This is a genomic window from Streptomyces sp. NBC_01006, assembly GCF_045162725.1.
In the GTDB taxonomy this organism is placed as follows: domain Bacteria; phylum Actinomycetota; class Actinomycetes; order Streptomycetales; family Streptomycetaceae; genus Streptomyces.
The window spans coordinates 316787-341117 of record NZ_CP108700.1; the positions used below are offsets into that span (position 1 = coordinate 316787).

Annotated in this window: 23 protein-coding genes and 1 pseudogene; 10 read left to right on the plus strand and 14 right to left on the minus strand. The window is 70.1% G+C overall.

Annotation, left to right across the window (positions count from 1 at the left end; translation table 11 throughout):
- Positions 1-67: 67 nt before the first annotated feature.
- Both OG509_RS01400 and OG509_RS01405 read left to right on the plus strand, forming a co-directional pair.
- Complete coding sequence (locus tag OG509_RS01400) at positions 68-928, plus strand: MBL fold metallo-hydrolase (RefSeq protein ID WP_406179352.1); 861 nt, start codon at positions 68-70, stop codon at positions 926-928.
- A 1098-nt stretch (positions 929-2026) separates the two neighbouring features.
- Positions 2027-3763 carry a PKD domain-containing protein gene (locus OG509_RS01405; RefSeq protein WP_406179354.1) on the plus strand — a complete coding sequence of 579 codons (1737 nt, stop codon included), beginning with the start codon at positions 2027-2029 and terminating at the stop codon, positions 3761-3763.
- 180 nt (positions 3764-3943) lie between these two features.
- Here OG509_RS01405 and OG509_RS01410 read toward each other — a convergent pair.
- Positions 3944-4231: pseudogene (locus OG509_RS01410) on the minus strand (S41 family peptidase); the annotation flags it as partial.
- Between the two features lie 135 nt (positions 4232-4366).
- Here OG509_RS01410 and OG509_RS01415 point away from each other — a divergent pair.
- Complete coding sequence (locus OG509_RS01415; RefSeq protein ID WP_406187441.1) at positions 4367-4741, plus strand: hypothetical protein; 375 nt, start codon at positions 4367-4369, stop codon at positions 4739-4741.
- Between the two features lie 170 nt (positions 4742-4911).
- Here OG509_RS01415 and OG509_RS01420 read toward each other — a convergent pair whose 3' ends face one another.
- Positions 4912-5778 (minus strand): hypothetical protein, encoded by an 867-nt coding sequence (locus OG509_RS01420; RefSeq protein WP_406179355.1) that lies wholly within the window; start codon positions 5776-5778, stop codon positions 4912-4914.
- Between the two features lie 207 nt (positions 5779-5985).
- Here OG509_RS01420 and OG509_RS01425 point away from each other — a divergent pair, with 207 nt between their 5' ends.
- The gene (locus OG509_RS01425) at positions 5986-6786 is read left to right on the plus strand and encodes a helicase associated domain-containing protein (protein WP_406179356.1); all 801 of its coding nucleotides are present in this window, start codon (positions 5986-5988) and stop codon (positions 6784-6786) included.
- Between the two features lie 259 nt (positions 6787-7045).
- Here the strand turns inward: OG509_RS01425 and OG509_RS01430 are convergent, their stop codons facing one another.
- From OG509_RS01430 to OG509_RS01450, 5 genes are all read right to left on the minus strand, one after another.
- The gene (locus OG509_RS01430; protein WP_406179357.1) at positions 7046-7210 is read right to left on the minus strand and encodes a hypothetical protein; all 165 of its coding nucleotides are present in this window, start codon (positions 7208-7210) and stop codon (positions 7046-7048) included.
- Positions 7211-7451: 241 nt separating this feature from the next.
- A complete protein-coding gene (locus tag OG509_RS01435) occupies positions 7452-7892 on the minus strand; it encodes a hypothetical protein (protein WP_401691287.1) in 441 nt (146 codons plus the stop codon).
- A gap of 130 nt (positions 7893-8022) precedes the next feature.
- Positions 8023-8346: a hypothetical protein gene (locus OG509_RS01440; RefSeq protein WP_406179359.1), complete on the minus strand. Its 324-nt coding sequence runs from the start codon at positions 8344-8346 to the stop codon at positions 8023-8025.
- Between the two features lie 116 nt (positions 8347-8462).
- The gene (locus OG509_RS01445; protein WP_406179360.1) at positions 8463-8600 is read right to left on the minus strand and encodes a hypothetical protein; all 138 of its coding nucleotides are present in this window, start codon (positions 8598-8600) and stop codon (positions 8463-8465) included.
- Between the two features lie 199 nt (positions 8601-8799).
- Positions 8800-9831 (minus strand): S1 RNA-binding domain-containing protein, encoded by a 1032-nt coding sequence (locus OG509_RS01450; RefSeq protein WP_406179361.1) that lies wholly within the window; start codon positions 9829-9831, stop codon positions 8800-8802.
- Between the two features lie 279 nt (positions 9832-10110).
- On the opposite strand from OG509_RS01450, the gene OG509_RS01455 reads away from it, so the two are divergent.
- The 4 genes from OG509_RS01455 to OG509_RS01470 all read left to right on the plus strand — a co-directional run bounded on the left by OG509_RS01455 (position 10111) and on the right by OG509_RS01470 (position 15077).
- On the plus strand, positions 10111-12429 hold the full coding sequence (locus OG509_RS01455) for an ADP-ribosyltransferase domain-containing protein (protein ID WP_406179363.1): 2319 nt from the start codon (positions 10111-10113) through the stop codon (positions 12427-12429).
- 219 nt (positions 12430-12648) lie between these two features.
- Positions 12649-13875, plus strand: a complete 1227-nt coding sequence (locus OG509_RS01460) for a PP2C family protein-serine/threonine phosphatase (RefSeq protein ID WP_406179365.1) — start codon at positions 12649-12651, stop codon at positions 13873-13875.
- A 244-nt stretch (positions 13876-14119) separates the two neighbouring features.
- Entirely contained in the window at positions 14120-14260 is a 141-nt protein-coding gene (locus tag OG509_RS01465; RefSeq protein WP_406179367.1) for a hypothetical protein, read from the plus strand.
- 559 nt (positions 14261-14819) lie between these two features.
- A complete protein-coding gene (locus OG509_RS01470) occupies positions 14820-15077 on the plus strand; it encodes a hypothetical protein (protein ID WP_406179369.1) in 258 nt (85 codons plus the stop codon).
- 230 nt (positions 15078-15307) lie between these two features.
- On the opposite strand, the gene OG509_RS01475 is transcribed toward OG509_RS01470, so the two are convergent.
- Entirely contained in the window at positions 15308-15763 is a 456-nt protein-coding gene (locus OG509_RS01475) for a VOC family protein (RefSeq protein WP_406179371.1), read from the minus strand.
- A 275-nt stretch (positions 15764-16038) separates the two neighbouring features.
- Between OG509_RS01475 and OG509_RS01480 the strand changes: the two genes are divergently transcribed.
- Together OG509_RS01480 and OG509_RS01485 are read left to right on the plus strand one after the other, a co-directional pair.
- Entirely contained in the window at positions 16039-16365 is a 327-nt protein-coding gene (locus OG509_RS01480; RefSeq protein ID WP_406179373.1) for a hypothetical protein, read from the plus strand.
- A 179-nt stretch (positions 16366-16544) separates the two neighbouring features.
- The gene (locus OG509_RS01485; protein ID WP_406179374.1) at positions 16545-16859 is read left to right on the plus strand and encodes a hypothetical protein; all 315 of its coding nucleotides are present in this window, start codon (positions 16545-16547) and stop codon (positions 16857-16859) included.
- Positions 16860-17418: 559 nt separating this feature from the next.
- Here the strand turns inward: OG509_RS01485 and OG509_RS01490 are convergent.
- From OG509_RS01490 to OG509_RS01515, 6 genes are all read right to left on the minus strand, one after another.
- Positions 17419-17712, minus strand: a complete 294-nt coding sequence (locus OG509_RS01490; RefSeq protein WP_406179376.1) for a DUF1330 domain-containing protein — start codon at positions 17710-17712, stop codon at positions 17419-17421.
- A 33-nt stretch (positions 17713-17745) separates the two neighbouring features.
- Positions 17746-19179 (minus strand): MFS transporter, encoded by a 1434-nt coding sequence (locus OG509_RS01495; RefSeq protein ID WP_406179378.1) that lies wholly within the window; start codon positions 19177-19179, stop codon positions 17746-17748.
- Positions 19176-19538 (minus strand): MarR family winged helix-turn-helix transcriptional regulator, encoded by a 363-nt coding sequence (locus OG509_RS01500; RefSeq protein WP_406187442.1) that lies wholly within the window; start codon positions 19536-19538, stop codon positions 19176-19178. The genes OG509_RS01495 and OG509_RS01500 overlap by 4 nt, the downstream gene beginning before the upstream one ends.
- Positions 19539-20176: 638 nt before the next feature.
- On the minus strand, positions 20177-21640 hold the full coding sequence (locus tag OG509_RS01505; RefSeq protein WP_406179380.1) for an oxygenase MpaB family protein: 1464 nt from the start codon (positions 21638-21640) through the stop codon (positions 20177-20179).
- Positions 21637-22323, minus strand: a complete 687-nt coding sequence (uppS, locus tag OG509_RS01510) for a polyprenyl diphosphate synthase (RefSeq protein WP_406187443.1) — start codon at positions 22321-22323, stop codon at positions 21637-21639. The genes OG509_RS01505 and uppS overlap by 4 nt, the downstream gene beginning before the upstream one ends.
- Positions 22324-23667: 1344 nt before the next feature.
- A complete protein-coding gene (locus tag OG509_RS01515; protein WP_406179382.1) occupies positions 23668-24324 on the minus strand; it encodes an NADPH-dependent F420 reductase in 657 nt (218 codons plus the stop codon).
- Positions 24325-24331 lie beyond the last annotated feature (7 nt).

Below are 24331 nucleotides of genomic sequence, written 5' to 3' on the forward strand. Positions count from 1 at the left end.
CGCGGGACCTGTGCGGGGTTGTCCGACGGCTCGCTCCCGGGCGCGGCGACCAGGGTAGGTTGGACGCGTGATCGACTTTCTCCGGGGCGCCCCGGTCGCAGGCAGTCTCGATGTCGTCTGGCACGCGGGCTGGCCCTCCCCGAAGCACGACCCGGCCCCGGAGATCCAGGTCCACGCCTACTCCGAACACACAGTGCTCCTGCGCCAGAACAAATCCGTGCACTACGAAGCCCCGTTCCTCTTCCTCCTCTTCGGCAATGACCGGGCCCTGCTCCTCGACACAGGCGCGTCCGCCGACCCGGCCCACTTCCCCCTGCGGGAAACGGTCGACCGGCTCGTGACGGACTGGCTGGAACGCCATCCGAGGCCCGCGTACTCGCTGCTGGTCGCCCACACCCACGGACACGGCGACCACATCGCGGCGGACCCGCAGTTCGCGGACCGGCCCCTCACCACGGTCGTGGGACCCGGACTGGACGAGGTCACGGCTGCGTTCGACCTCGCCGACTGGCCGCACCGCACCGGCGCACTGGACCTGGGCGGCCGGATCCTCGATGTGATCTCAGGCCCCGGCCACCAGCGGGCCGCGGTGGTCTTCCACGACCGCCACACCGGCCTCCTGCTGACCGGCGACTCCCTCTATCCGGGGCGGCTCTACATCGAGGACCGGAGGGCCTACTCGGCCACCGTCGACCGACTGCTGGACTTCTGCGCCACCCGGCCGGTCCGCCATGTCCTCGGCTGCCACATCGAGATGACCACCACGTCGGGCGAGGACTACCCTCGCGGCACCATTTACCAGCCGGACGAGCCGCCGCTCCAGCTCACCTCAGGCCATCTGCTCAGCCTGCGCAGGGCCCTCGACGAGACGGCGGACCGCCACGGCACGCACCCCTACGGGGAGTTCATCCTCGTGTACCGGGACTGACCCGGCTGTGACTGGTTCCCAATGATGGTTATCAACCGTCGAGGGTGCTCACTCACCGGGTGACTGAGTTCATGCCGATGAGACGCCGGAACCTTCCCCACGGAGAAGTTTCCGGGCAGGTCGGGGGTCACATTCTCGGACGGCAAGATCTACTTCAGTGAACGGGCGGTGGCCGCCGAGTACGCCGGGCCGACCGAAGCGAACTTCTCCAAGGGCTTGGTCACATCCGAAATTCCTGGAGGAGTTCGGCGACCGTGCGAAGGTCCACGACAGGAACGGACCGAACGGTGCCGTGCGGCTGGGGTTCGAGATACCCGTGAAGAGGCTCGACCGGTTAAACGCGCTGCCCCTGCGGCGCAGCTGGATCGACATCCACTCCGACGCACCGTTCCAGTGGCTTCCACACGCCCTTCGGTCGGGCCGCAGAGCCGACTCCAGCGCTCTCAGTTCTCAGCGACGTTTTCAGAGTGCCCTGCCATCAACCGCTCTTGAAAGCCGCCGATGAACGCTCTCCGGTCTCACCTACGCAGCCAGCGACCGGACCAACGGTCAGGAGAAAGGTAGCCAGGACCATAAAAGTACGCGCCCAAACAGTGTGATGGTCGCCGCACAACAACAGCAGGCAATCCCGGTCGGCAGGCTTCAGCAGGCCGCCCATGCCGCCTCTACGACCTCGGCCGTCTGATCGACCCGCCACGTCCCGAAACCCGCCAGCCCCGAACCACCAATCACCCCGCCGACCTGCACGGACGCCCCGAAATGCGCGAAATAGCGCCTCGTGCCTTTAGACCCGGACTCCATCTGCAACACCCGCCTGGTTCTCAACCAACCTGGAACAACCGCAGACCACCCCGCAGCCGGCGCCGCAAAGCCGTTCTCATACGAACTGCAACACCCCAGCTCAGCCATCACCCACACCAACTGCCCCCCCTCTCAACGACACCTGTCGATCGCAAACCGCACAGCCGGTAAAGCGTTGACCCCTATGGAGTGAATCGCACCAGAACACCGTGACCTTTGGCCGGAACCCTCCATACGGTGGCCCCTCTTCGCTCATCACCACAACTGGGGGGGCCGGTGCGCAACCACCGACTCGTAATGACCGCCGCCTTCGTGGCGGCCGGTCTCGGCATCATCCCGGGCATCGCTCAGGCGGCGGATCCCGTACCTGTCGCGGCCGGCGTGGCCGAGGCGATCGCCGAGGCATCCACGTCCGAGGGCTTCCACAGCCCCGCGGATCACACGGTCCGTACCACCCTGCCCACCGCCACCGAGGGGAAGGCCAAGCCGAACTCCGATACCGCTGCACCACAGAAGGCACAGGCTGCGCGTACCGAGCAGGCCGCGCCCGCGCAGAACGCGGAGGCCGCACCGACCGAGCAGGCCGCACTCGACGCGGGGGCCAACCCGGCCCTGGCGGTCGATGTCAGCGGCACCAGCTACACCGCGCACGGGATCGAGCTCACCGCCCTGATCACGAGCGCCGACTTCGCGCTCGACATCGTCATCGACTGGGGCGACGGGAAGACCGACACGGTCACCGCTCAGGGCAACTACGAACTGCACCACTCGCACACGTACGACAAGTCCGGCGAGTACCAGGTGCAGGTCAAGGTGACCGACACGGCCAATGCCGTCCAGGCCACCAACGGCGGGGCATTCCTCACCCCCGGCGCCGACTTCACCCCGCACACCCCCACCCGCCTCCTCGACACCCGCAACGGCACCGGAGCCGCGGTCGGCAAGGTCCCCGGGCAGGGCTCCGCCCGCGTCAAGGTGGCCGGCAACGCCTCCGTCCCGGCGGGCGTAACCGCGGTCGCCCTCAACGTCACCGTCACGGAGACCGTCGACAGCGGCCACGTGACCGTGTGGCCCGGAGCCGGCTACGACCGTCCGAACACCTCCAACCTGAACTACACGGCCGGCCGGTCCGTCCCGAACATGGTGATCGTGCCCGTCGGCGAGGACGGGTACGTGGAGCTCTTCAACGGCGGCTGGCAGCCGGTCGACCTGATCGCCGACGTCACCGGCTACTTCACCCGGGCCTCGGCGAGCGGCTACACCTCGATGACGCCCGCCCGGTTCGTCGACACCCGAGAGGGCGTCGGCACGGCCCGCGGAAAGCTCGCCGCCCGCAGCGCGTTCACCACCCGGATCGGCGGACTGCAGGGGGTGCCCCAGAACATCAAGGCCGTGGCGCTGAACGTCACGGTGACCGAGCCCGAGGGGCCCGGCCACATGACCGCCTTTTCCGGCACCGGGCCGGTACCGACGGCGTCGAACCTGAACTTCGCACCCGGACAGACCGTGGCCAACGCCGTGATCGTGCCGGTGGCCGAGGACGGCACGATCAAGATCTTCAACGGGGCCTGGTCCCCGACCCACGTGGTCGTCGACGTCGTCGGCTACTACAGCCCGGACAGCAAGGCCGCCTTCCTGCCCTTCACCCCCTTCCGTACGCTCGACACCCGCGAGGAGGCGTACGGCTGGCCCGGCGGGAGGTTCCGGGCCCGGGAGTACATCACGCAGGGGTTCACGCCCGAGGCGTCGACGGGTGTCGAGGCCTACGTGCTGAACGCCACCGTCACCGAGACCCGCGGCACCGGATTCCTCTCGGTCGCCCCGAGCCCGTACGCGCTGCCGGCGGAGGGCGAGCCCGCCGCACCGGCCGGACCGCGCCCCGTCTCCTCCACCCTCAACTGGACGACCGGCGACACGGTCCCCAACCTGGTCCAGGCGAGCGACGGCGACCACGGCGTGATCACCTTCTGGAACCAAGGCCATGAGGACGCCGACCTGGTGCTCGACGTCTTCGGTGTCTACCAGACGAAGTGACCCCCGGGGTGGCGCGCCCGAGCGCGCCACCCTCGCCCCTTTCGGCCTACGCCGTGGCCGCCAGGACGCGGTCGCCGGCCGATGCCGCCCCTGGGTGTGCAGGTGCTGCGGTGCGGCGCGCGGCGACCCCGTGTGGCGTCGTCGGCCGAGCTGCTGGAGGTCGTACGCCAGCTCTTCAGCGGCAGAGAAGGTGCTGTCGCTCGACAGCACATACAACGGCTTGCTGCCACCGAAGCGCGCACCGGGAACGTGCGGCAGGCTCCAGGACTGCTCGCTGCGCCCGCCGCCTCGCCAGTGCATGGTGTTGAGGTGGGTGCGCTCGTCGAGTAGGTAGCTGCAGACGAAGGCGACCGTGTCCGGGTCGCCGCCCCGGTTGGCACGAAGGTCCACGATCAGCGCCTGGGCGCGGGAGGCCAGGGTGAGCGCGGCGCCCAGCGGTTCGGCGGCCCACTCCAGCGGAAACAGCATCGGTGCCGGCTCCACCACGCCGACCCCTCCGACGAGCGTCCGGAGCGGCCGGTCCGCTACCACCACACGGACGGCCTTGGGGCGTGCGTCGCCCACCTCAACCCCTACCCCACGAGTCTCGTCCGCTCTCCCGCCATCGCCTTCGAGTCGGAGAACCAGGACGAGACGATCTTCGTGCAGGTCGCCATGCAGTGGAACACCTGGTCCCCGAGAGAGTTCCGCCCCCTCGCGAACAGCAGCACCCGCACTCACGAGGGCGGCGCACACGGACAGGGCTTCCACACCGCACTCACTGACATGGTCGACGACTACGCACGCCGTCAACGGCATCTGTCCGCAGACGACGAGGACATCACGGTCGAAGCTGTCCAAGAGGGCCTAACCACGGTCGTCTCCGTAAAACTCGCCCATCCCGTCTTCGAAGGCTCCACCAGAACCAGACCCAGCAATCCCGAAGCGGAACGCCTACGTCCAAGAGGTCCTCCGCGAACACCTCACCGACTGGCTTGACCAGCACCGAACGACGCCGCGGCCATCATCCGCCACATCGGAAATCTCAAGGCCCGCCGCGACCGACTCAACCCCGCCCAGCTCGCAGCCCTCGCCGAACTGGGCGTGGAGTGGGCCTGATAGCGCTACCCGGGCGCCCGCAATGTCCGTATTCGCCGCCGCTCCAGGGGTCAGCGAAAGGCGTTACGGCGACGCCGGACCAGGACCCAGGTCACCGCGCCCGCGGCAGCCAGAGCCGCGGTACCGGCGCCGAGCAGCCACGCGGCCGCTTGCCCCGTGGCCGTTTTCGCCGCCTCGCCCCCGCAGGCGCGGCGGGCCGTGTCATGGGTCCGGGCCACCCGGTAGCGGGCCCAGACCTGGTCCGTGCCCACCCAGCGGACCTTGTACAGACCGGGCTCAGCATCACAGCGGATCACCGCCACTGTCATGACCGCCTTGGCTCCGTGCATGACGGGCCGGTTGGTGAAGCCCGGCGAGGTGAGAGTGTCGCCATACATCAGATCCGCGTCCGAGCCCGTGAGCGTCACCCTCTCGCCGGGCCGGAACGTCCGTACGTCCCAGGACGACTGCGGCCAGGAGTCACCCGCGGGCCAGCGCTCCTCCGGCTGATCCGGCGGAAGGGCCGCGACCATCCCGGGACAGGCCTTGCGTTCGGCCTCGCCGATGTCCGCAACCTTGACGGTCACCCAGGCATCGCCCTTGGCGCCTTTGGCGGGCCCGCCGGGCCCGGTCCGCTCGACCGGGTAGACGCCCGGCGGGGTGTCACACGCCACGGTCGCCACGGCAGTGATGACCGGATCGTTCATCCTCAGCGTCCCGTGCTCAACGAAGATCTCGGAGACCACCCAGTCTCCGTTCCTCCCCGGCAGGTACGAGGCCACCGTGAACGTGAGCCGCTCACCGGGACGCGCGGACAACTGCGCCCCCTCAGGCGTCGGGGCAGGCGGATCCACAGCCGGCACCGCGAGAGCACCGCCCGCCACGGCTGGTAACAGCAGCACCGCCAGCACGGCGACCACACCGACCCTCATCCTCATCGCACCCATTCTCCCTCATTCACATCCGTTGGCGATCTCCCATACCGCTACAGCCTGCCCTCTCATCGAACTGACGCACCATTACAGCGAGGTGAGCCGGCAGTTCGCGAACGGCGGCGTCCGGCCTCGGCACGATGCCCGGGCGAGCAGGGCGATGACCCGGGTGCCACCGGCAATGTGCTCGCTCCCGGTCGGGGCGCGGCGCAGGTGGCGGAACGTGCCGAGGTGCCCCTGCCGGCCGGCGGGGGCACCTCGTCAGGTCAGGTGCCGTCCAGAGCGCCTGGGACACCTGCCCTCGTCCGCACACCCGCCATTGACCACCGCTGCTCTGCCGGCGGTCTCGCCGCCGCACGGGCCTACTACGAGCTCCGCGGCACCCTCGCCGCCGCGCGGGGCGCGGCGATCCTCGACATCCAGATCGGACAGTGGCTCACCAACGTCCGCCGGACCGGCGGGCTCGGGAAGGATCCGGTTCGCGCCGAGCGGCGGGCGGCGGCGCTGGCCGCGATCGACGAGAACTGGAACCCCGCCGTGCGCGGGTGGACGGTGGACTGGCAGCGGCACTACGCCTACCTCACCCAGCTCCTGGACGAAGCCGCTCGCATGAGGGCCATCACTCCCGGGGTGACCCGGCACGGCGAGGACGTCGGCCGGTGGCTGGCCACCCAACGCCGGGACTGGGACCGGCTGGACGAGGAGCAGCGGCGCCGGCTCGGCGAACTCGGCGTGAAGAAGGCCCCACGGGCCCGCGGGGCCCCGGCGAAGACGGCTGCGGCGTCGGGGCTGCGCGCGGGCGGCGAGGCGTTCCAGAAAGGCCTTGAGGCCCTCCGGCAGTACATCGCACGGGAGGGTGCCCTGCCGGGGCGCGCCGGTGTGCAGGAGATGCCCGATGGGGACATCCGCCGCGTCGGGGGGGGGTGGCTGGCCAACCGGAAACAGCGCCGCGACCGGCTCGACCAGGTGCAGCGCGCCGCTCTGGCCGAGCTGGGCGTGGACTCGGCCGGGTAGCGGGGTCGGGTGGCTGCTCCAGAATTCTGCAACAGCCGCTCCCTCCCGGGGCCGAACACCCGGTCAGCGCCTGCGTTTTACTCCATCGGCGGGCGCGGCCCGCTGTCGGTGTGCGGGGACGCCGGCTTCGGCCGGGGCCGGCTGTCCGGGGGCCGCGCGGTCAGCGGTGTTGTCAGGGCGTGGAGGGTCGCGTCCACGAGGCGGCCCACCAGGGCCGTGCCCGTGGCCTGCTTCCAGGAGGTGTCGGCCGTCAGGCGGTTCAGGTGCCGGGCGACGGTATGTGTGTGCTGTCGCTCTCGCGGATGTTCTGCATGCGGGCGGCCAGCAGGAGCCACCGGCGTGAGCCGACCAGGAGGCCCGCTTCCCGCTCCGGCAGGATGTCCACGACCAGCGACACCATCTGGGAGTGCCTGGCCGGGTGCACCTTCAGCTGTTTCAGGGCAAGGGGCGGTTGCCGAGGTCGAGGTCGCGGGGGACGTCCAGGCCCTCGGCCAGGGACCCCAGGAGCGCTTCGCGTCCGTGCTCGCGGGCGCAGCCCACGGATCGGGTGCTTCCCGCACCGGCGACGCAGCGGCGGGTGCGGGGGTAGCGGCCGAAGCGGGAGCGGGCGCGGCGGCGGTCTGATGACCACCATCTCGACGCGAGTATGTGTGGGTGATCCCCGATCAGCGGCGGCCGGTGGCCAGGATGACGAGGAACTGGCCGCCGCCCGCCTGGATGTCGGCGGTCACCGGCATCCCCGGTACCAGTCGGGAGAACCGGTCCACCAGCCAATCCGCCGCCTCTTGGGCGTCCTTCCTGGTCGGACAACGGCCCACCATCTCGCGGCCGCCCTTGCGCTCCAGCCTCTCGGCAACGGCGATCAGCGGTGCGGGTTCGACTACGTACAGGCGCTCCGGCCAGGCGATGACCGCCTTGACCGCACCCTTGCGGGTGTTGCACCCGCGGTGCGCGAGCCGCTCGGCCACCTTGGCCTTCCGGTCGGCGGTCCGGCTGTCGACGCTAGGCCCCCGCGGGTCGTTCACCGACTCGTCGGGGTCGACCGGTTCGTCACACACCCAGCACCGCCAGCCGTCGCGCTCGGCCACATCATCAAGGAGACTCATCCGAGCAAACTATCCTGCCCGCCGCCACCCGCGCACCAGGGCCCTGGCAAGGCGGCCGGCCCCCGCCGACCGCTCACCCGGCAGCCGCAGCCGACGCGCCCCACCTTCTACGGAAACGGGGGGCGGGCGGCTACCAGCTCTGCCACGCCGGGGCGGGGTAGCGGGGTGCACGTTGCTTGCGGGCTTCGAGCCCGAGAAACGCGGCTCCCGAGGCGAGGGTCGCGAGGAACGACACCAACATGGCCAGCGGCAGCAGAACGCTGGCGGGTTCCCCCAGGCCGAGCCACAGCGCCGCCGTACCCATCGCCAGGGCCACCAGCAACAAAACCCTCGCGGTGAGCGACAGCTTGCCGCTCACCGCGACGAAGGCATACCCGACGAGCAGACCCGGCGCGACGGCCACCATCAAGCCCAGGAACAACAGGAACAAGAAAACGAGCAAGGCGATGATCATGTCGTACCGACCTCCGGATCTCATGGCCAACTCGTACCAAAGGTAGACGGATCCACGTCAGCTCCCGGTCTGACAGGCCCTTCCGGACGCCATACTGTCAGCCTTTCTGAACACGTTCAACACAGCTCGTGGTCGGCGTCCACGAAGGCGCGGATCCGGGCACTCTTGCCGGCCTTCGACCAGAAGAACCCGTACTCGACGGGAGGGGCGTCGCTGAAGGGGGGTGAACAGGCACGTCCATGGCAGCTGGCCATCTTCGGGATTGGCGCCCGACGGCAGCAACTTGGTCACCTCGTAACAGCCATGATCACTACGGCCGGGCAGCGTGCGCAGGGACACCCGCCCCGTCCTGGCTGACGCCCATCTGGAGGCACGGCCGCACCCATTCACACGGACCGCCGGCCATACCGGGCCCGCGGTCGCGGTGTGCTCGCTGGAGGACAACGCCCGGCTCTACGGCCTGAACGTGCGCGCCACGACATCGGCGGCCCTACCCGATCCGCCTGAACATCCAGTAGCGGCGCGCGACAGCCTGATGCGACGGTTCTCCGGATCGACGCCGATGATCCGGACGGTGAGGAGGTCTCCGACCTGGACGCCCTCCTCGGGCCGGTCCATCATCGGTGTCCCGGCCGGTTCGATGTGCTGCAGCAGTCCCTCGATTCCGTCGTCGCGGTCCTCGATGCGGACGTAGACCCCGGAGGGTGTGAGCCGGGTGACCGGGCCGGTGACGATCCGGCCGACCTGCTGCGCGATCACCCGCAGAGGGTCTTCTTCCTGCGATTTGATCGACAGCGGCACCCGCTGCCGGACCAGGTCGACGTCGAGGATCTCGGCGGTGACCTCCTGGCCCACCGTCAGCACGTCGGAGGGGTGGTCGATGCGGCGCCAGGACACCTCGGGCAGATTGACCATCGCGGTGAAACCGCCAATGTCGACGAAGGTGACGCCGAAGTCGGGCATGGCCACGACGGTGCCCGTGCAGATCTGTCCCCGGCGCAAGGTGGTGAGAAACGCCCACTCGCGGTCGTCGGCGGTCGGCTCGGTCTGCCAGCGTGCCCGCAGGACGCCGTCCTCGTCGGGCAGGACAGCCGTCATGAGCGGTTGCCGTTCGTCGACGAAGAGGGACAGGACGGCTGCGGCACGGGCACCGGAGACGTGCGCCACGAGTTCCGCGAACTCGGTCTCGTCGGAGTCGGCGACGATGCTCGCGATCCGGCCGTGCTCGTCCTCCCAGACGAGCTCGATCAGCCCCTCCTCCGGCAGATCCGCGAGGACGGCGCCGACATCGGTGGAAAGGTCGGGCCAGACCGCCAGCCGGGCGCGGGGAGCCAGCCGAGCGCGGACCGCGTCCAGGGAGTGGGCTTCGAGTCGGTGCCAGCGGGCTGCGTTGCCGACGTGGCGCTCCTCCAGGAGCACCGCCTGGCGCGACGCGAGGAACCAGCCCACGCGGGCCCAGAAGACGTCATCGGCGGGCCGCCGCATCCCCGGCTCGTCGAACTCGGCATCGTACGGGGAGACTTCCTGTGGTTCCAGGCCATCGGCCTGGGTGGCGTGCGCTCGGAGCAGGTCGGGTGAGGTGGGTGGACCCCGCGGGGTCCGTACCGGGGAGGGCGCGGTGCAGGGGGGCTTGGATCAGCCGTACCCGTACGTCCGGCGGGGGCCATGACGGCTGGTCATCAGCGCCTTCTCGGAACGCCGTTGTCAGTGGCGGGGGTTACGTTCGGGGTGTTGCAAGGGGCTGTTTCCCGACAGGAGTGGACGATGACCGAGAGCAGTGTTCAACCCGCGCTGAGGGTGGTGCTGACAGATGTGAACGAGCGCGTCGTGGAGGCATGGCGGGCGGCGTTCGCGGACACGCCCGGCATCGAGATCCGCAGGGGATCGATCCTCGACGAGGACGTCGACGCCTGGGTCACCCCGACGAACTCCCGGGGCCGGATGGACGGCGGGGTGGACGCCGCCATCAAGCGTCACCTCGGATCCGGCATCCAGCTGCGCGTGCAGCGCGCGATCCGCGACCGGTTCGCCGGAGCCCTCCCCGTGGGCAGCGCGGTCTGCGTCCCGTCGGGGGCAACCGTCCCCCGGTACCTGATATCGACACCGACCATGGTGCAGTCCTCGCAGAACGTGAGTGCCACGCTGAACGTGGCGCTGGCGTGCGCCGCCGCGTTCCAGGCCGTCCACCGGCAGAACCGGCAGGCCCCGGGCAGCATCCGCTCCGTGGCGCTGGTCGGGATGGGTGCGCAGACCGGGCGGGTCCCGGCCAGGGTCTGCGCCAACCTGATGTGGACCGGCTACACGCTCTTCAACGACCACTGGTTCGAGGACGACGACGAGTTGCGCGCCACCATTGTCACGCAGCTGGGCGGCATCGAGAACGCCCCCGCCGAGGAGCGGGTACGCATCGTTCCGCCCAAGGCCGTCCCGCCCGTCCCGCCCGTCCCCGCCGGCCACGTCCCTCCCTCGACCGCGACGAACGAAAGCTCCTCCCCCATGACCGACGCGTACGACCCCCTGGCTCTCACCGAACTCTTCGACGGCGGCGGTGAGCCCTGGCTTCCGCTCCTGAAGCCCGTCATCGAGGCCCTGCCGGACGCCGCCCGGTTCATCGGGAAGGGCCGCAGCCCTGAGGTCGTTCCGGTGCGTGAGCTGACCTTCCAAGCTCTCAAGCCCAACCCGCCGCACAAGTGGAAGGTCGTCGCCTTCGGCCAGAACCCCTACCCGCGGCCGGAAAGCGCGACCGGAATAGCCATGTTCGACAACGCCTTCAACGACTGGAAGGACAGCCAGTTCGGCAGGGTCATCAGCATCCGCTGCATCATCAAGGCGGCGGCGATGTGGAAGTACGGCATCGCCAAGAAGACGCCCATCGCCGACGTCCGCGCGCTGTTGAAGGAGCGGGACACCGTCCAGCCTCCGGAGTGGTTCCAGGCGATGCTCACCCAGGGCGTGCTGCTGTTGAACGCGTCGCTCACGGCCAGCGGCGACGGAGCGATGGGTACCGACCGGCACACGGCGTTCTGGCGGCCCGTCGCCGAACGGATCGTCGAGGAGATCCTCAAGGCCAAGCAGGACGCCGACGAGGAGGACCGCGGGATCGTGTTCGCCTGGTGGGGGGCGCACGCCCGCAACCTGAAGGCGGTCGTGCTGCGGCTCCAGGAGAAGTACCCGGACGTCGAGGTCCGGCACATCGACCACGTGAACCCGGCGGCGCAGGGTGACATCTTCTGCGAAGGCGACCACTTCGCCATGGTGAACGAGGCTCTCGCGTCGCTGGGTGCGGACGTGATCGACTGGCTTCCGAGCAAGGGGTGGAACGAGGGGGCGGCGGCCGGCGCGGACGGCGGTGTCGCTGCGCGCATGGGTGCCTTCATCGAGTCGACCATGAACCTGCACCAGCTGTACCTGGAGCGGCTCACCAGCGTCAAGGACGAGGGCCTGGTCCTCCCCGCGATCACCGGCGTGTTCGATACCCCGCTGATGGATTTCCAGGACGCCGTCGCACCGGTCGCCGAGACGCTGTCCGGGCTCGCCGGACACATCGACCGGTCACGCGACTTCGGCAAGCGGCGGGCGGACGAGACGTCCGCCGGCCTGTCCGCCGACGCGATCGCCGCTCTCTACCTCTACACCTGCGAGTCCGCCTTCTACCGCGAGATCAACGCCGTCCTCCGGTCCCCCGACCGCACCAGGGTCACGCCCTATCTGCCGTACCTGCGGCTGCTGTTCTCGGCGGTGTCGGGGCTGCCCGCACGTACGCAGCCGCTGTGGCGGGGCGTGTCGTTGGACCTGCGGGCGCAGTACCCGGTGGGCCGGACGGTCACCTGGTGGGGCGTCTCCTCGTGCACCTCCGAGCTGAACGTGGCCCGGTCCTTCCTGGGCAGCCGCGGCAAGCGGACGCTCTTCGAGGTGACGCCCGCCCACGCGGTCGGGATCAGAAACTTCTCCGCCTTCACCGGCGAGGAGGAGTACATCCTCACGCCAGGCACGCAGCTCAAGGTGACGGACGTGAAGAGCGAGCGCGGTGGGCTGTGCACGGTCAAGCTGACCGAGGTGGACGCCGCTCCCGTGGTGTCCTGACGCACGTCTCGGGGTGAGACCGGCGGTGGCGTCTCGCGGTCACTCGCCCGGGGGCCGGGCGTCGGACCTCAGGGGCCGAGTGCCGAGGGGCGGGGGCGGGGGCGGGGGCCGCGGAGGTTCGGTCCCGGGCGGGCAGCACGTGGGTTTCGGGCGGCGCGAACAGCGGCGGGACCCTATCGTTGAGATCAGCGGAGATGGCAGGCGCTGAAGCGAGCTGGCATGACGGATGCGGAGATCGACTACCCGGCGGTGTTCCAGACGCTGCCGGGCATGGTGGCGCTGTTGACCCCTGAGCTGGTGTACGCGGACGCGAACGAAGAGTTCCTGCGCGCCTCCGGGCGCACCCGCGAGCAGGTGATCGGCCGCTACCTGTTCGATGTCTTCCCCGACAACCCGAACGACCCCACCGCCAGCGGCGCACGCAACCTGCACGCCTCGCTCCGGCGGGTCCTGGCCACCGGTGAGCGCGACACCATGGCCCTGCAACGCTACGACGTCCAGTCCACACAGCGGCCGGGCGAGTGGGAGGAGCGGTACTGGAGCCCGGTCAACGCCCCCGTGCTCGGCCCCGACGGCCAGGTCGTCCTGATCGTGCACCGGGTCGAGGAGGTCACCGAGCTCATGGCGGCCCGCGGCTCCCCCGACGGCAGCCGGGCCCGGGTCCTGGAAGCCGAGCTCTACACCCGCGCCCGGGAACTGCAGGAGGTCAACGAACGCCTGCGACAGGCCCATGCCCGCGAACGCGAGATCGCCCTTGCCCTGCAAGAGGCGATGCTGCCCACCCCCGGCAACATCGGCCACCACCGCGCCGCCGTCCGCTACCGGCCCGCCGTCGGCGCCCTCAACGTCTGCGGCGACTGGTACGACCTCGTCGACCTGCCCGGTGACCGCATCGCGGTGGCCGTCGGCGACGTCGTCGGCCACGGCCTGCACGCAGCCGGCATCATGGGTCTGCTCCGCAGCGCCCTCAGCGCCGCCTCCCTCGTCTCCGATGGCCCCGCCCAGGCCCTGGAGGTCCTCGGGCTGTACGCCCGCTCCGTCGCCGGCGCCGAGAACACCACCGCAGTCGAGACCTACGTCGACTGGGACACCCGTACTCTCACCTACAGCAGCGCCGGTCACCTCCCACCCGCCCTGCTCCGCACCCACGGCGGCGTCGAGTTCCTCGACCAGGCCACCGACCCCCCGCTCGGCGCCCGCCCGGAACACGTCCGACGTCCCCAGGCCGCCACCGGCTTCGCCGAAGGGGACACCCTCGTTCTCTACACCGACGGACTCGTCGAACGCCGCCGCGAGGACATCGACACGAGCCTCGCCCGCCTCGCCCGCGCCCTCACCCGCCACCAGGACACCGACCCCGAGACCCTCGCCGACGCGATCCTCCTCGACCTCCTTCCTCCCGGCGGCGCCACCGACGACTCCGCCCTCGTCATCGTCCGCCTCTGAACCATCCGCCCCGGCCCCGGTGGCCGGACCCGCGTAAAAGGGTTCGGGAGCAGCATATTGACCTGGAGGCCGCCTGGCCGCTCCTCGGCGCGCGCTCTCGCGAGCACTGCCTGGTTGGAACAAGGCATGGGGCGTCGAGTCCCCGGCCTGGATGCGCCGGGAGTAGGCCCGCAGGCTCAGCGCGCGACACCGACACCGCCCGGGCCGAGCGGCGGAATTCATGTACTGCGCGGGGACGAGGACGGTGAACGCCGAGCAAGCCCTGGCGGACCTGGCCACCATCACCCCGTACATCACCAGCAAGATCCGCCGCTTCGGTGTCTGGAACCTGGACATGGAGCCGCCCGAGGGACAGGCCATGGGCCGACTGCGGATGGCCGCGTGACCGCCCATTTGGTCCCCGGCCCATCTACCAACACATCTCACCTAAACCAGCCTTCGGTACGCTTCCGTCCGGACTGCATCTCACCCCTGATATCGGGGTTGTCCGTACGCCATTGGTTCCATTCCGACAGGCTCCTTTTCAGCAGGGCGACTTGGTCGGCATCGGCTCGCTGGGACGTGGCGGCCACTCTGAGGGTGGGGGTGGCGTAGGCGGCGGGGGCGGTCAGGGCACAGCCGGCGAGGATGAGCGCGGCGATCAAGGTACGGGGGATGGTGATGCTCGTTCGCATCCTGAGCCCTTTCCACTGGGTGAGGTTCCCTGCTGGATGGCGTGAGGGACTTCAGCCCTGCCCCCCGTACGGGTCCTTCTCACGCTTGAGGGATGGGAGGGCACTCTTCTGGTCGAGGCCATGGTCCTGTGAACGTGTGATCGGGGGCACGGCACTCGTCGCCGGGCGCGGGGGTGGTGGTGGAGCGGGACCCGGCGGCGGCCTCCGAGACCCGGGGCGCGGCTGCCAAGCGACACGTCCAGGGGTGTGGTGAAGGCCTGGTGGGTGGCCATGGCGGACGAACTCGGAGGGCGGGCCGGGGCCCCAGGAGTCGTCTTCCTTCAGGCCGGCCAGGTGCGCGCCGATGGCTGTCGGCCCGCCGTAGCTCTCACCGATCTTCTGCAGGCGAGCGGCCGGCAGAGGCACGGGGCGGGCACCCACGAGCAGGCCCGCGTCCCGCTCGCCCAGGACATCCGTAACCGCGGCGACAATCCGGGTGCAGACGGAGGAGCGGACACCGAGCGGGTCCAGTGGCCCGCCCCGGTGTGACTGTGCGGGCTGGTGGCAGCCGATTCGCCAGCACTCAGCCGCTCCCCGACAGCCGGCTGGTCACCCCGTAACAGCAGCCACCCGGGCACAGGGGCTCCCCCTCACCAGGCATGCCGCACGCGCCTGCGCCGACGCCCACTCGCTCCCAACAGACCGCACACTCACAAGGAGGCACAGGGCAGCGACCACGAGGTACGACAAGCTCGCTGTCCGCTACGAGGCGACGGTGCTCAGACGACGTCGAATTCGTTGCCCTCGGGGTCCTGCATGGCTGCGGCGTAGAGCCCCATGTCCGGCTCATCCTTGATCCGCAGCAGTGTGGCACCAGCTTTGACCAGCCGTTCCACCGTAGCCTTGACCCGCTGTGTGCGGACGTCCAGTGGGATGTCACGGCCCCCACCGGCCTTCAGGTCGAAGTGCCACCGGTTCTTGGCGACCTTCGGCTCCGGAACCTGCTGGAACCACACCCTCGGTCCACGTCCCACGGGATCGATGATCGACTCCGGAACATCTCCGGCACCGGCCGGCAACTCTGCCTCGGGCACCCCCACCGCCGCCCAGTAAGCACGCCAAGTGGCGTGCCCGCCCGGCGGAGGCTCGGCCACGTAACCCAGGGCCTCGGCCCAGAAAGCCACCATTCTCTGCGGATCGGAGCAATCGATCGTTACCTGCACTGTCATCTCCATACTCGGAGCATCCCAGGCAGGTCTGACAGACGATCCACTTTCGCAACAGACCCTGTAGGGCCTGTCTCGTGCATCAAGTGAGAACGATCAGGGGCCTGCCGTGGATGCCCTGGGTGCTTCACGTCTGCTCGTGCTGGGGGAACCACGTGGCGTAGGCAGGATCGATTCATCACTGCTCCAACCAGGGTAACCAGGGCGGTCGCGGGTTCGAGAGGGGACGGCACAGCGGGCGGGCTCAGGCCGAACGGTTCCCTTTACCAAAGGACATTCACCTCATGCGTCTTCACCAGACCCTTGGCGCGACCGCCGGCGCGCTCCTCCTGGCCCTGGCCGTACCGACCTCCGCCCACGCGGCAACCGGCGACTTCCTCTACAAGACCAGCACGGGCCAAGAGGCCGGCGTGGCCGACGCGGAGAGCGGCGTGTGCATCAACCTGCCGGGCACGACCACACAAGAGCCAGGGCACTCGCCCCAGAACTTCACCACCTCCACCGCGACCGTCTTCCCCGAACCCGACTGCGAAGGCGACGCCTACGTCGTCATGAAGCCCGGCACCAAGCTCGGTGAGACGACCAAGCTCAGCTCCGTCGTCTTCTCCTGACAGAGCGGCAGTAAGGATTCGTAGGTGCCCGTCTCCAGCAAGCGGGCACCTACGGTTACCGCTGCCTGTTGCCCGATCCTCGACGTCGTTGCCACTGCACGGAGCGACACAGATGACTGACCGGCCGGGGTGGGACCTTACGCACCATCCTGACCGCGTTCCATGCACTCGCCGACGCGGTGGGTGAGATCGACTGGATGGTCGGCGTGGACTCGACCACCGTACGTGCCCACCAGCACCCGGCGGGAGCGCACACCGGGCAGCGGCCCGCCGGTGAACCGGAGGATCACGCCATGGGGCCGGCCCTTGTCCTCTCTGCGGGGCAGCGCAACGATGCGGTGCTCTTCGAGGCCGTGATGGCCCGCACCCGAGTCCCACGCCCCAGTCCTGGCCGGCCACGGGCCCGCCCCAAGCAGGTCAGCGCGGACCGTGTCCACTCCTCCCGAGCCATCCGCAACACCGTCGAACGGTGCATCGCCCGGCTCAAGCAATAGCGCGGAATCGCGATGTGGACGGACAAACTCGCCCTCCACATCGGAGCCGCCCTCACCGTCGCCGCGATCGCCATCACGGCAAGAACATGAGCCACGAGACAGGCCCTAGTCCGGCCGCCGGTCCAGGAGCGCGGCCAGGTCCCGGCGGCGGTACTGGCCATCGTCGAAGCCCCCGTGGCACCCGATCCGGCAGACCCCACCACCACCCTCGGAACCAGCTCAATGTCCTGAGCGAGCTTGCAGAGCGGAGAGCCTCTTCGGCAGAGGTGGAACCGCCGACTCGAAGCGCTGGGCGAGGACCCGTTCGGTGATCCCCACCGTCCCTCCGAGCCCCGGATCGAAGTGGCCACCTACCCCGAAGTCATCGCACTCACCTGCCTGTTCACCTCCCCGCACTGGCGCGACCACCCCCAACCGCCTGCAGAGGCAGCATGCCGTTTTGGCGTTGCTCAGACCCAGCTCGGGCCAGGACTGGTCCGGAAACCGCCACCTTCACTGCGAATCCTGGAGCAGGGCGCCTCACCACCCTGACTTCAGTGAAGATCCGACTGGACCTCGGTCAGTCGATGCCTTCGACGATGCGGAAGTCGCGCTCGACGCCGTCGGAGAGGGCGGCCAGCGCCTCCTGGTAGGCCGCACTCTCGCGTGCCGCCACGGCCTGCTCGAAGCTGTCGAACTCGATCAGGACGGTGCGCTCGGCAAGTCCGGCGTCATGCGCCACGACCCGACCGCCACGGGCGAAGGTCCGACCGCCCCCGGCCTTGACGGCCGGACCGGCCAGCTTGTTGTAAGCAGCCAGCTTCTCAGGGTCTGAAATGGTGCGGTAGACGCTGACCCAGTAGCCCTTGGGCATGGAACCTCCAGTGTTGGGATGAGTGCATCTGACTTACGGGTTGGTCTCGGACGAGCGTCGGCGGGCGAGAGCGAGGCTTGTCAGCGTCGTGATCGCCATGGCGCCGATGCCGACCAGCGCCGCGGTGGTGTAGGCGCTGTCGTCGGGGAAGAGGTGGCCGGGGCCGGTGCCCGCGGCGAGGATCAGGCCGCCGATGGCGCTGCCCAGGGAGTACCCGACGCTGCGGACGACGTAGTTGAAGCTCATGGCGCTCGAAGTCTCGCTCTTGGGGGTGACGGCCAGGATGACGCCGGGTATCGCGGCCGAGAAGCCGCCGACGCCGAAGCCGAGCACGCCCATCGCCGCGAACAGTTCGGCCAGGTCCGACCGGGCCGCCGCGAACAGGGCGAACCCGCCGCCGACCACGACGGCGCTGCCGGCCAGGAGCAGGGGGTCGGCGATCCGCGTCCGGACCCGCGGCGTGAGCTTGCCGGCGACGAACCCCAGCACCGAGAACGGGATGAGGACCAGCCCGGCGACGAAGGTCGTCAGCCCGAAGCCGTAGCCGGCGCCGTGCGGCGTCTGCGCGTACCGGGTGATGAGCGTGAGCAGGAGGTACATGCCGATCCCGCCGACGAACATGGCGAGGTTCGCCCCGGCGACCGCCGGGTGCCGCACCGCCCGCACATCGACCAGGGGCGTCGTGCTGCGCACCTCGATGACGGCCCAGACGCAGAGCAGCACCACCGCGACGACGGCGAGGCCCGCCGCCACGGCGAGGTGCCGGCTCCACAGATTCCGTTCGCCGGCGAGGAACAGCACCAGGAGCAGCGCAGCGGCCAGGACGACCGCGCCTGCCACGTCCACGTGGGCGGAGCGGCCTTCGGGGGCTTCGGGCATGGAGCGCCACGCGGTCAGGAGGGCGGCGGCGGTGACGACCAGGCCGAGGCCGTAGGCGGCCCGTACCCCGCCGAGCTCGGCGAGCAGTGCGGCCAGCGGGTAGCCGACGCCGGCCCCGATGATCGAGACCACCGAGATCAGGGCGATCACGGCCGCGCTGCGCTCCTCGGGGAGGTGGTCCCGGGCCACGCCCATCATCAGCGCCGTCAGCCCGAGCCCGACGCCCTGGGCCGCCCTGCCGGCCAGCAGCCACGCGAACGGCAGCGGCAGCACGGTGAGCGCGCTGCCGGCGACGACGACCGCCAGCGTGGCGAGGATCGTGGCCCGCCGGTGCGGGCCGGCTCCGAGCCGGCCCAGGACCGGCGTGGCGACGGCGCCGCTGAGCAGCGCGACGGTCAGCGTCCACTGCGCGCTGCCGAGCGAGACGTGGAACGAGGTCGCCACGCTGGTGATGAGCGGCGTCCCGAGGCTGGCGACCGCCGCCACGACCAGAGCGATGAACATCAGGGCGGGGACCAGCAGCCGCGCCTCGGAACGCGCCACCGGGAACGCCTTCACCGCGACCCCGCCGACCGGCTGCCCGGTCACCGCTTCGGCCCTTCGCGGTCCTGGCTTTCGAGCTCTGCCAGATGCTTCAGCGCCGGAAGGGCCGCCACCAGCGCCTCGACCTCGTCGCCGGTGAGCTCGCCGATCAACCGCTCGAACGCGTGGACGCCCGCCTGGCGCCGCGTCCGGACATAGGAGGCGCCGGCCTCGGTCAGGCACACCAGCGTGACCCGCCTGTCGGACGCGTCACCCCGCCGCTCGACCAGGCCGGACTCCTCCACAACCCGGACCAGGGCGGTCATCGCGGGCTGGGTGACGCCCTCGACCGCGGCCAGATCGGTGATGCGCCGCGGGCCGGTCCGGTCCAGGGTGGCCAGGGTGGCGGCGGACGTCAGGCTCATGTCCCGGGGCAGGCGCCTCGCGGCCCTGGTGGCCAGGCCGTAGAGGGCTGCCCCGATGGCGGCGGACGCACCAGGAGCGGTGTCTTGACGACTCATGCTCGAAGCATAGCATTTTTATATTCATAGTTTATGGAAATGGTCGACTGCGCTGTGGTGGCGCCAAGGAAAGTGACCCCGGATCTCAAGATGCCCGACAGAGTCGCGGAGAGCCTCTTCGGCAGAGGTGGAACCGCCGACTCGAAGCGCTGGGCGAGGACCCGTTCGGTGATCCCCACCGTCCCTCCGAGCCCCGAATCGAAGTGGCCACCTACCCCGAAGTCATCGCGCTCACCGGCCTGTTCACCTCCCCGCACTGGTGCGACCACCCCCAACCGCCTGCAGAGGCAGCACGCCGTTTTGGCGTTGCTCAGACCCAGCTCGGGCCGGGACTGGTCCGGAAACCGCCACCTTCACTGCGAATCCTGGAGCAGGGCGTCTCACCACCCTGACAATGCCCAGCTCAGGAACCGGTCTCGCCATGATCGATGAGACGCGAACCCGGCGCCGCGCTCAGCCCGCCCCGAAGCCCGGGCCTCCACGCTCCGAGTCGCACCCGACCTGGATCTGCCGGGCCGGCGGCTGCCGCGCCTACGCGCTCGTCAGGCGTCGGCGAGGAGGGGGTCGTACGGGGTGCCCGTGCGGCGGCCCGCCATGAAGGAGAGGAAATCGCCCACGAAGGCGCTTTGGCCGTAGGCGCCGTCCGTGGTGGTGAGGTCGCGGTGGAAAGCGGTGCGGAAGAGCGTTCGGTACTCGTCCGCGTCGATGCTCCCGTTGCCGTCCTTGTCGGTGGCGTCGAAGAGGACCTCGGCAACGCGGATGAGCGCGGGGCCTGCCAGGGAGGGGACGGCGGTGGCGTACTCCTCGGCGCTGACGCGGCCGTCGCCGTCCGTGTCGAGGGCGGCCTGGAGCTCGCGCCACCAGGCGGCGAAGGCGTCGTAGAGCCGGGTCTCCTCGGGTTCGTCCAGGTCGAGGCGGGTGGAGAGTTCGCGTGCCATGGCGGCGAGGTCGGGCCAGTCGAGGTGGCCGTCGCCGGTCTGGTCCAGCACCCGGCGGAAGAACTCCTCCGCCGAGCGTCGGTTCGCTTCCGTGCCCGTCGAAGGTGCCGGGCCGAAGTCGGTGTCGCCGCTCAGTGGTGTGAGGAGGCGGAGCAGGGCCGATGCCCGCTTCATGCGGGCGCGCAGGGCGGTGACGGTGCGGGCGCGGGGGTCGTCGCTGTCGGGCGAGAGCGAGAGGGCTTCGATGATGCTCTCGGCGTTGATCCACCCCTCGGGCAGGAACCGGGCGAGCCCGGCAGCGAGGTAGGCGCCCTGCATGAGGGTTGCGGCGCCGGGCATCTCGGGCAGGCCGGCCCGGCGCCGGTAGGGCTCGGGGAGCGAGGCGACAGTGATCGCGCCCAGGAGCGGACCGACCACGGCGCGGCCGGCCGCCCACAGCGTCGGCGCGCCGTCGAGCAGGGCAGGGGCGGGGAGGTGGTCGAAGAGCCGGTAGAGGATGACGCGGGCCGCCTCGGTGTTCTCCAGCTCGTTCTCGACGACCCGGTCGAAGTATCGCCAGAAGTCGTTCAGATCCTCGGGGAGTTCCGCTGCATCGCCGTCTAGCGCGGCGAGGAACGCACGGTACTCGGCGTACATCCGCTCCATCGTGTCCTGGTCGAGCGGCTGGCCGCTCAGTCGGCACATGGTGACGGCGCTCTCGAAGAGGGTGGCGACCACCCAGGCGCGGGTGGCCCGGTCCATCGCGTCGTAGGCGCGGCCGCGGGAGTCGGCGCCGCTCATGCGGGCGTGCAGCCGGTTGAGTCGGGCGGCCTCCCGTTCGCGCACCGCTGGGTCGGGGCCGAACATGCGCCGCATGCTGAGGAAGGTGTTGCGCAGGCGGCGCCAGGGGTGGGTGACGAACGTGGAGTTGTCGGCGAGGGCGGCGCCGATCTGCGGATGAGCGGCCTCCAGTACGGTGGCGCGGATCATGGCCAGGGCCCAGCGCGGGTCGTCGAAGAAGCCGCTGAACTGCGATTTCGGGCCGAACAGGGATGCCTCGTCGGCCGTTCCCGTGGTTTCGGTGGTCATGATGGGTCTCCGTTCGTCCGGGCGGCCACGCCGCCGAAGCGGCGGTCGCGGCGCCGGTAGGTGTGCAGGCAGGCCAGGAAGTCGGGAGCCCGGAAGTCCGGCCAGAGCACCTCGGGGAAGACCCACTCGGCGTAGGCCACCTGCCAGAGCATGAAGTTGGAGATGCGCTGCTCACCGGAGGTGCGGATGACCAGATCCACATCGGGGGTGTCGGGGAAAGGCAAGTGGTCCGCGAAGAGCCGCTCGGTCACCTCGTCGGCGGGCGTCCCGCTACGGATCAGCGACCTCGCGGCCTCGACGATGTCCCGGCGGCCGCCGTGGTCGAAGGCGACGGTCAGCGTCATCCCCCGGTTCTCGGCGGTCAGCGTCGCCACGTCGTCGAAGTCCCGGGCCAGTTCACGGGGGATGCGTGGGTCGGTGACTCCGAGGAAACGGCAGCGAATGCCGCGCGCGAGCAGCAGCGGTGCGTGCTTGCGCACCACCCGGCGCACCAGACGCATCAGGAATTCGACCTCGGTGCCAGGGCGGTTCCAGTTCTCGGTGGAGAAGGCGTACAGGCTGAGCCACTCCACGCCGGCGGCCCGGGCCGCCTCGATGACGTCGATGACGGCACTCTCCGCGGCCCGGTGACCTGCCGTACGGGGAAGCGAACGCCTCTGCGCCCAACGGCCGTTGCCGTCCATCACGCAGGCCACATGCCGCGGACCCGTACGCGCCGCCCCCTCGTCCCGCCGCTGCCCGCCGGGTCCGCCACCGGGCTGTCGCCCGCCCGGCGGATCCTCCGTCACCGCGCGTGCGCGCGGAACGCCGTGGTCCGTCACTCCAGGCCCCGCCCCGTCCGGAGCGGCACGACCGGCCGTACCGTGCTCGGTCACGCCCACCCCGCCCCGCCGCTCCCGTCTCGCCCACGCCCCACCGGCGCGTTCCCTCCCGGGAGTCTGACAGCGCGCAACGGCCTTGATCGGCCGAACGAGTGGCCGTCACCTTTGACTCGCATGTTCGGATCCGTCCGAGTGTTGGAGCGGCGAACTCGCGCACAGGTCGTTCAAGGCCCCACGGTGCGCTGGCGCCTCTACCGTCCTCGGTGCACGCCCTGCCCCCCGTCTGCGCCGGAGCGCAGCGGGAGGCCGCTGTTCACTCTCACGGGTGAATCGGGTGACTGCGGGGGGAGAGAAGTGCGCCCTGGGGTTCGTCTGGGGGTGAGGACGTGCTCACACCGACCAGGTCCCGCCGATGGATGGAGAACCACTGACCATGACGCCGTTCTTGGAGTGGCTGGGGGCATGGCCCGGCAACCGTGAGCGCGGTGCACGCGCCGGTTGTCCTGGTGCGCCTGTGCCGGCGAAGTCTTGCCAACCGCAAGGGACGTCCGATCCCAGACAGCTGGGGGCCCGCTGGAGCGAGGCGGGTGGCTTCCGGTGTCGTCGTACGGGTGGATCTCGCAGCCGAAGCGCGGGTGAGCGTGCGGGTCACGGTCGCCGCTGCCCCTACACGGGATGCAAGTGGCGCGCGCCGCCAAAGGACTTCCTATTGGTTACGTGGAATTACGTGCCGCAGGATGCAGCTCGTATCCTGCGGCATCCCCACGCGGTGACAGGGGTCGTCGGTCAGATCCGCGACCAGCTCCGCAAGCGAGCACGCCGAGACGTGGGCCGGTCCCCCGGCGCGTTCGCCACCATCGTCGTCGCTCCTGCCCGGCCCGATCGGCCCATGCCCGCAGCAGGGGCGTCTCCCGCTTCCCGCCGGCACCGAGATGACTGTCACTGGCTGACGTGCGGAACGGTCCAGGGCGGCGACCAGGTCATGCCGATCGATCTGCCCGACTCTGCCCGGCCCATCAGCCATGCCGCATTCTCCTCAAGGCGGTCCGCCAGCGTAATCCGACGAGATCACCCGAATCCAGTGATGACACCTCACCAGCACGGCCGAGACCCTGACGGCCCAACGACCGGGTGGGGCAGTGCTCGGTCGCTGCCGGGCCGGGCGCTTCCGAGGAACACACTGCCTTGCTCTTCTGCGTGTGGAACTCAGTTGCCGGCGTCGTGCACGGCGGCGGTCGCCTGGGCGAGGTCAACGACCTCGCCGCCGGAGCCGTGCTGATGCAGGTCACCGCCGGGCGACTCGATGCGTCCGGCATCGGCCAGGCCGCCGGCCTTGACGGGATCGAACCCGGCCGTGCGGATCAGCCGCTCGGCTGTCGCCGCGGCGCTCTCGTCGTCCGTGGTGTAGAAGAGCGCCGCCCGTCGCGGCGTGCGGTTCGCGCTCGCGGCGAGCACCTCCGCCGCGAGGGTGCCGAACGCCTTGACGTAGTGGGCGTTCTTGGGCAGCAGGGCGGCGACCACCGACCCGGCCGACTCCCCTTCGGGCAGCGACCGCACGATCTGGCCTTTCTCGTCGAAGGCGATCGGGTTCGAGGGGTCGAGTACGACCTTGTCCTCGAGCAGGGGCGCGACCTGCGGGATCAGCTCCCTCATGGCGTCCAGCCAGACTGTGAACACGACCGCATCCGCATCGGTGATCGCGTCCTGCACAGAGGCGGCGCGGGCGAGGGGACCGAGCTCGTCAGCGATCGCCGCGGCTCGCGCGGCGCCCCTTCCCGCCAGGAGGACGCTCTCGCCCCCGGCCACCAGGTTCCGGGCGAGCGCGGCTCCGATGTTGCCGACACCCACGATTGCGGTGGTCATCTCCGGC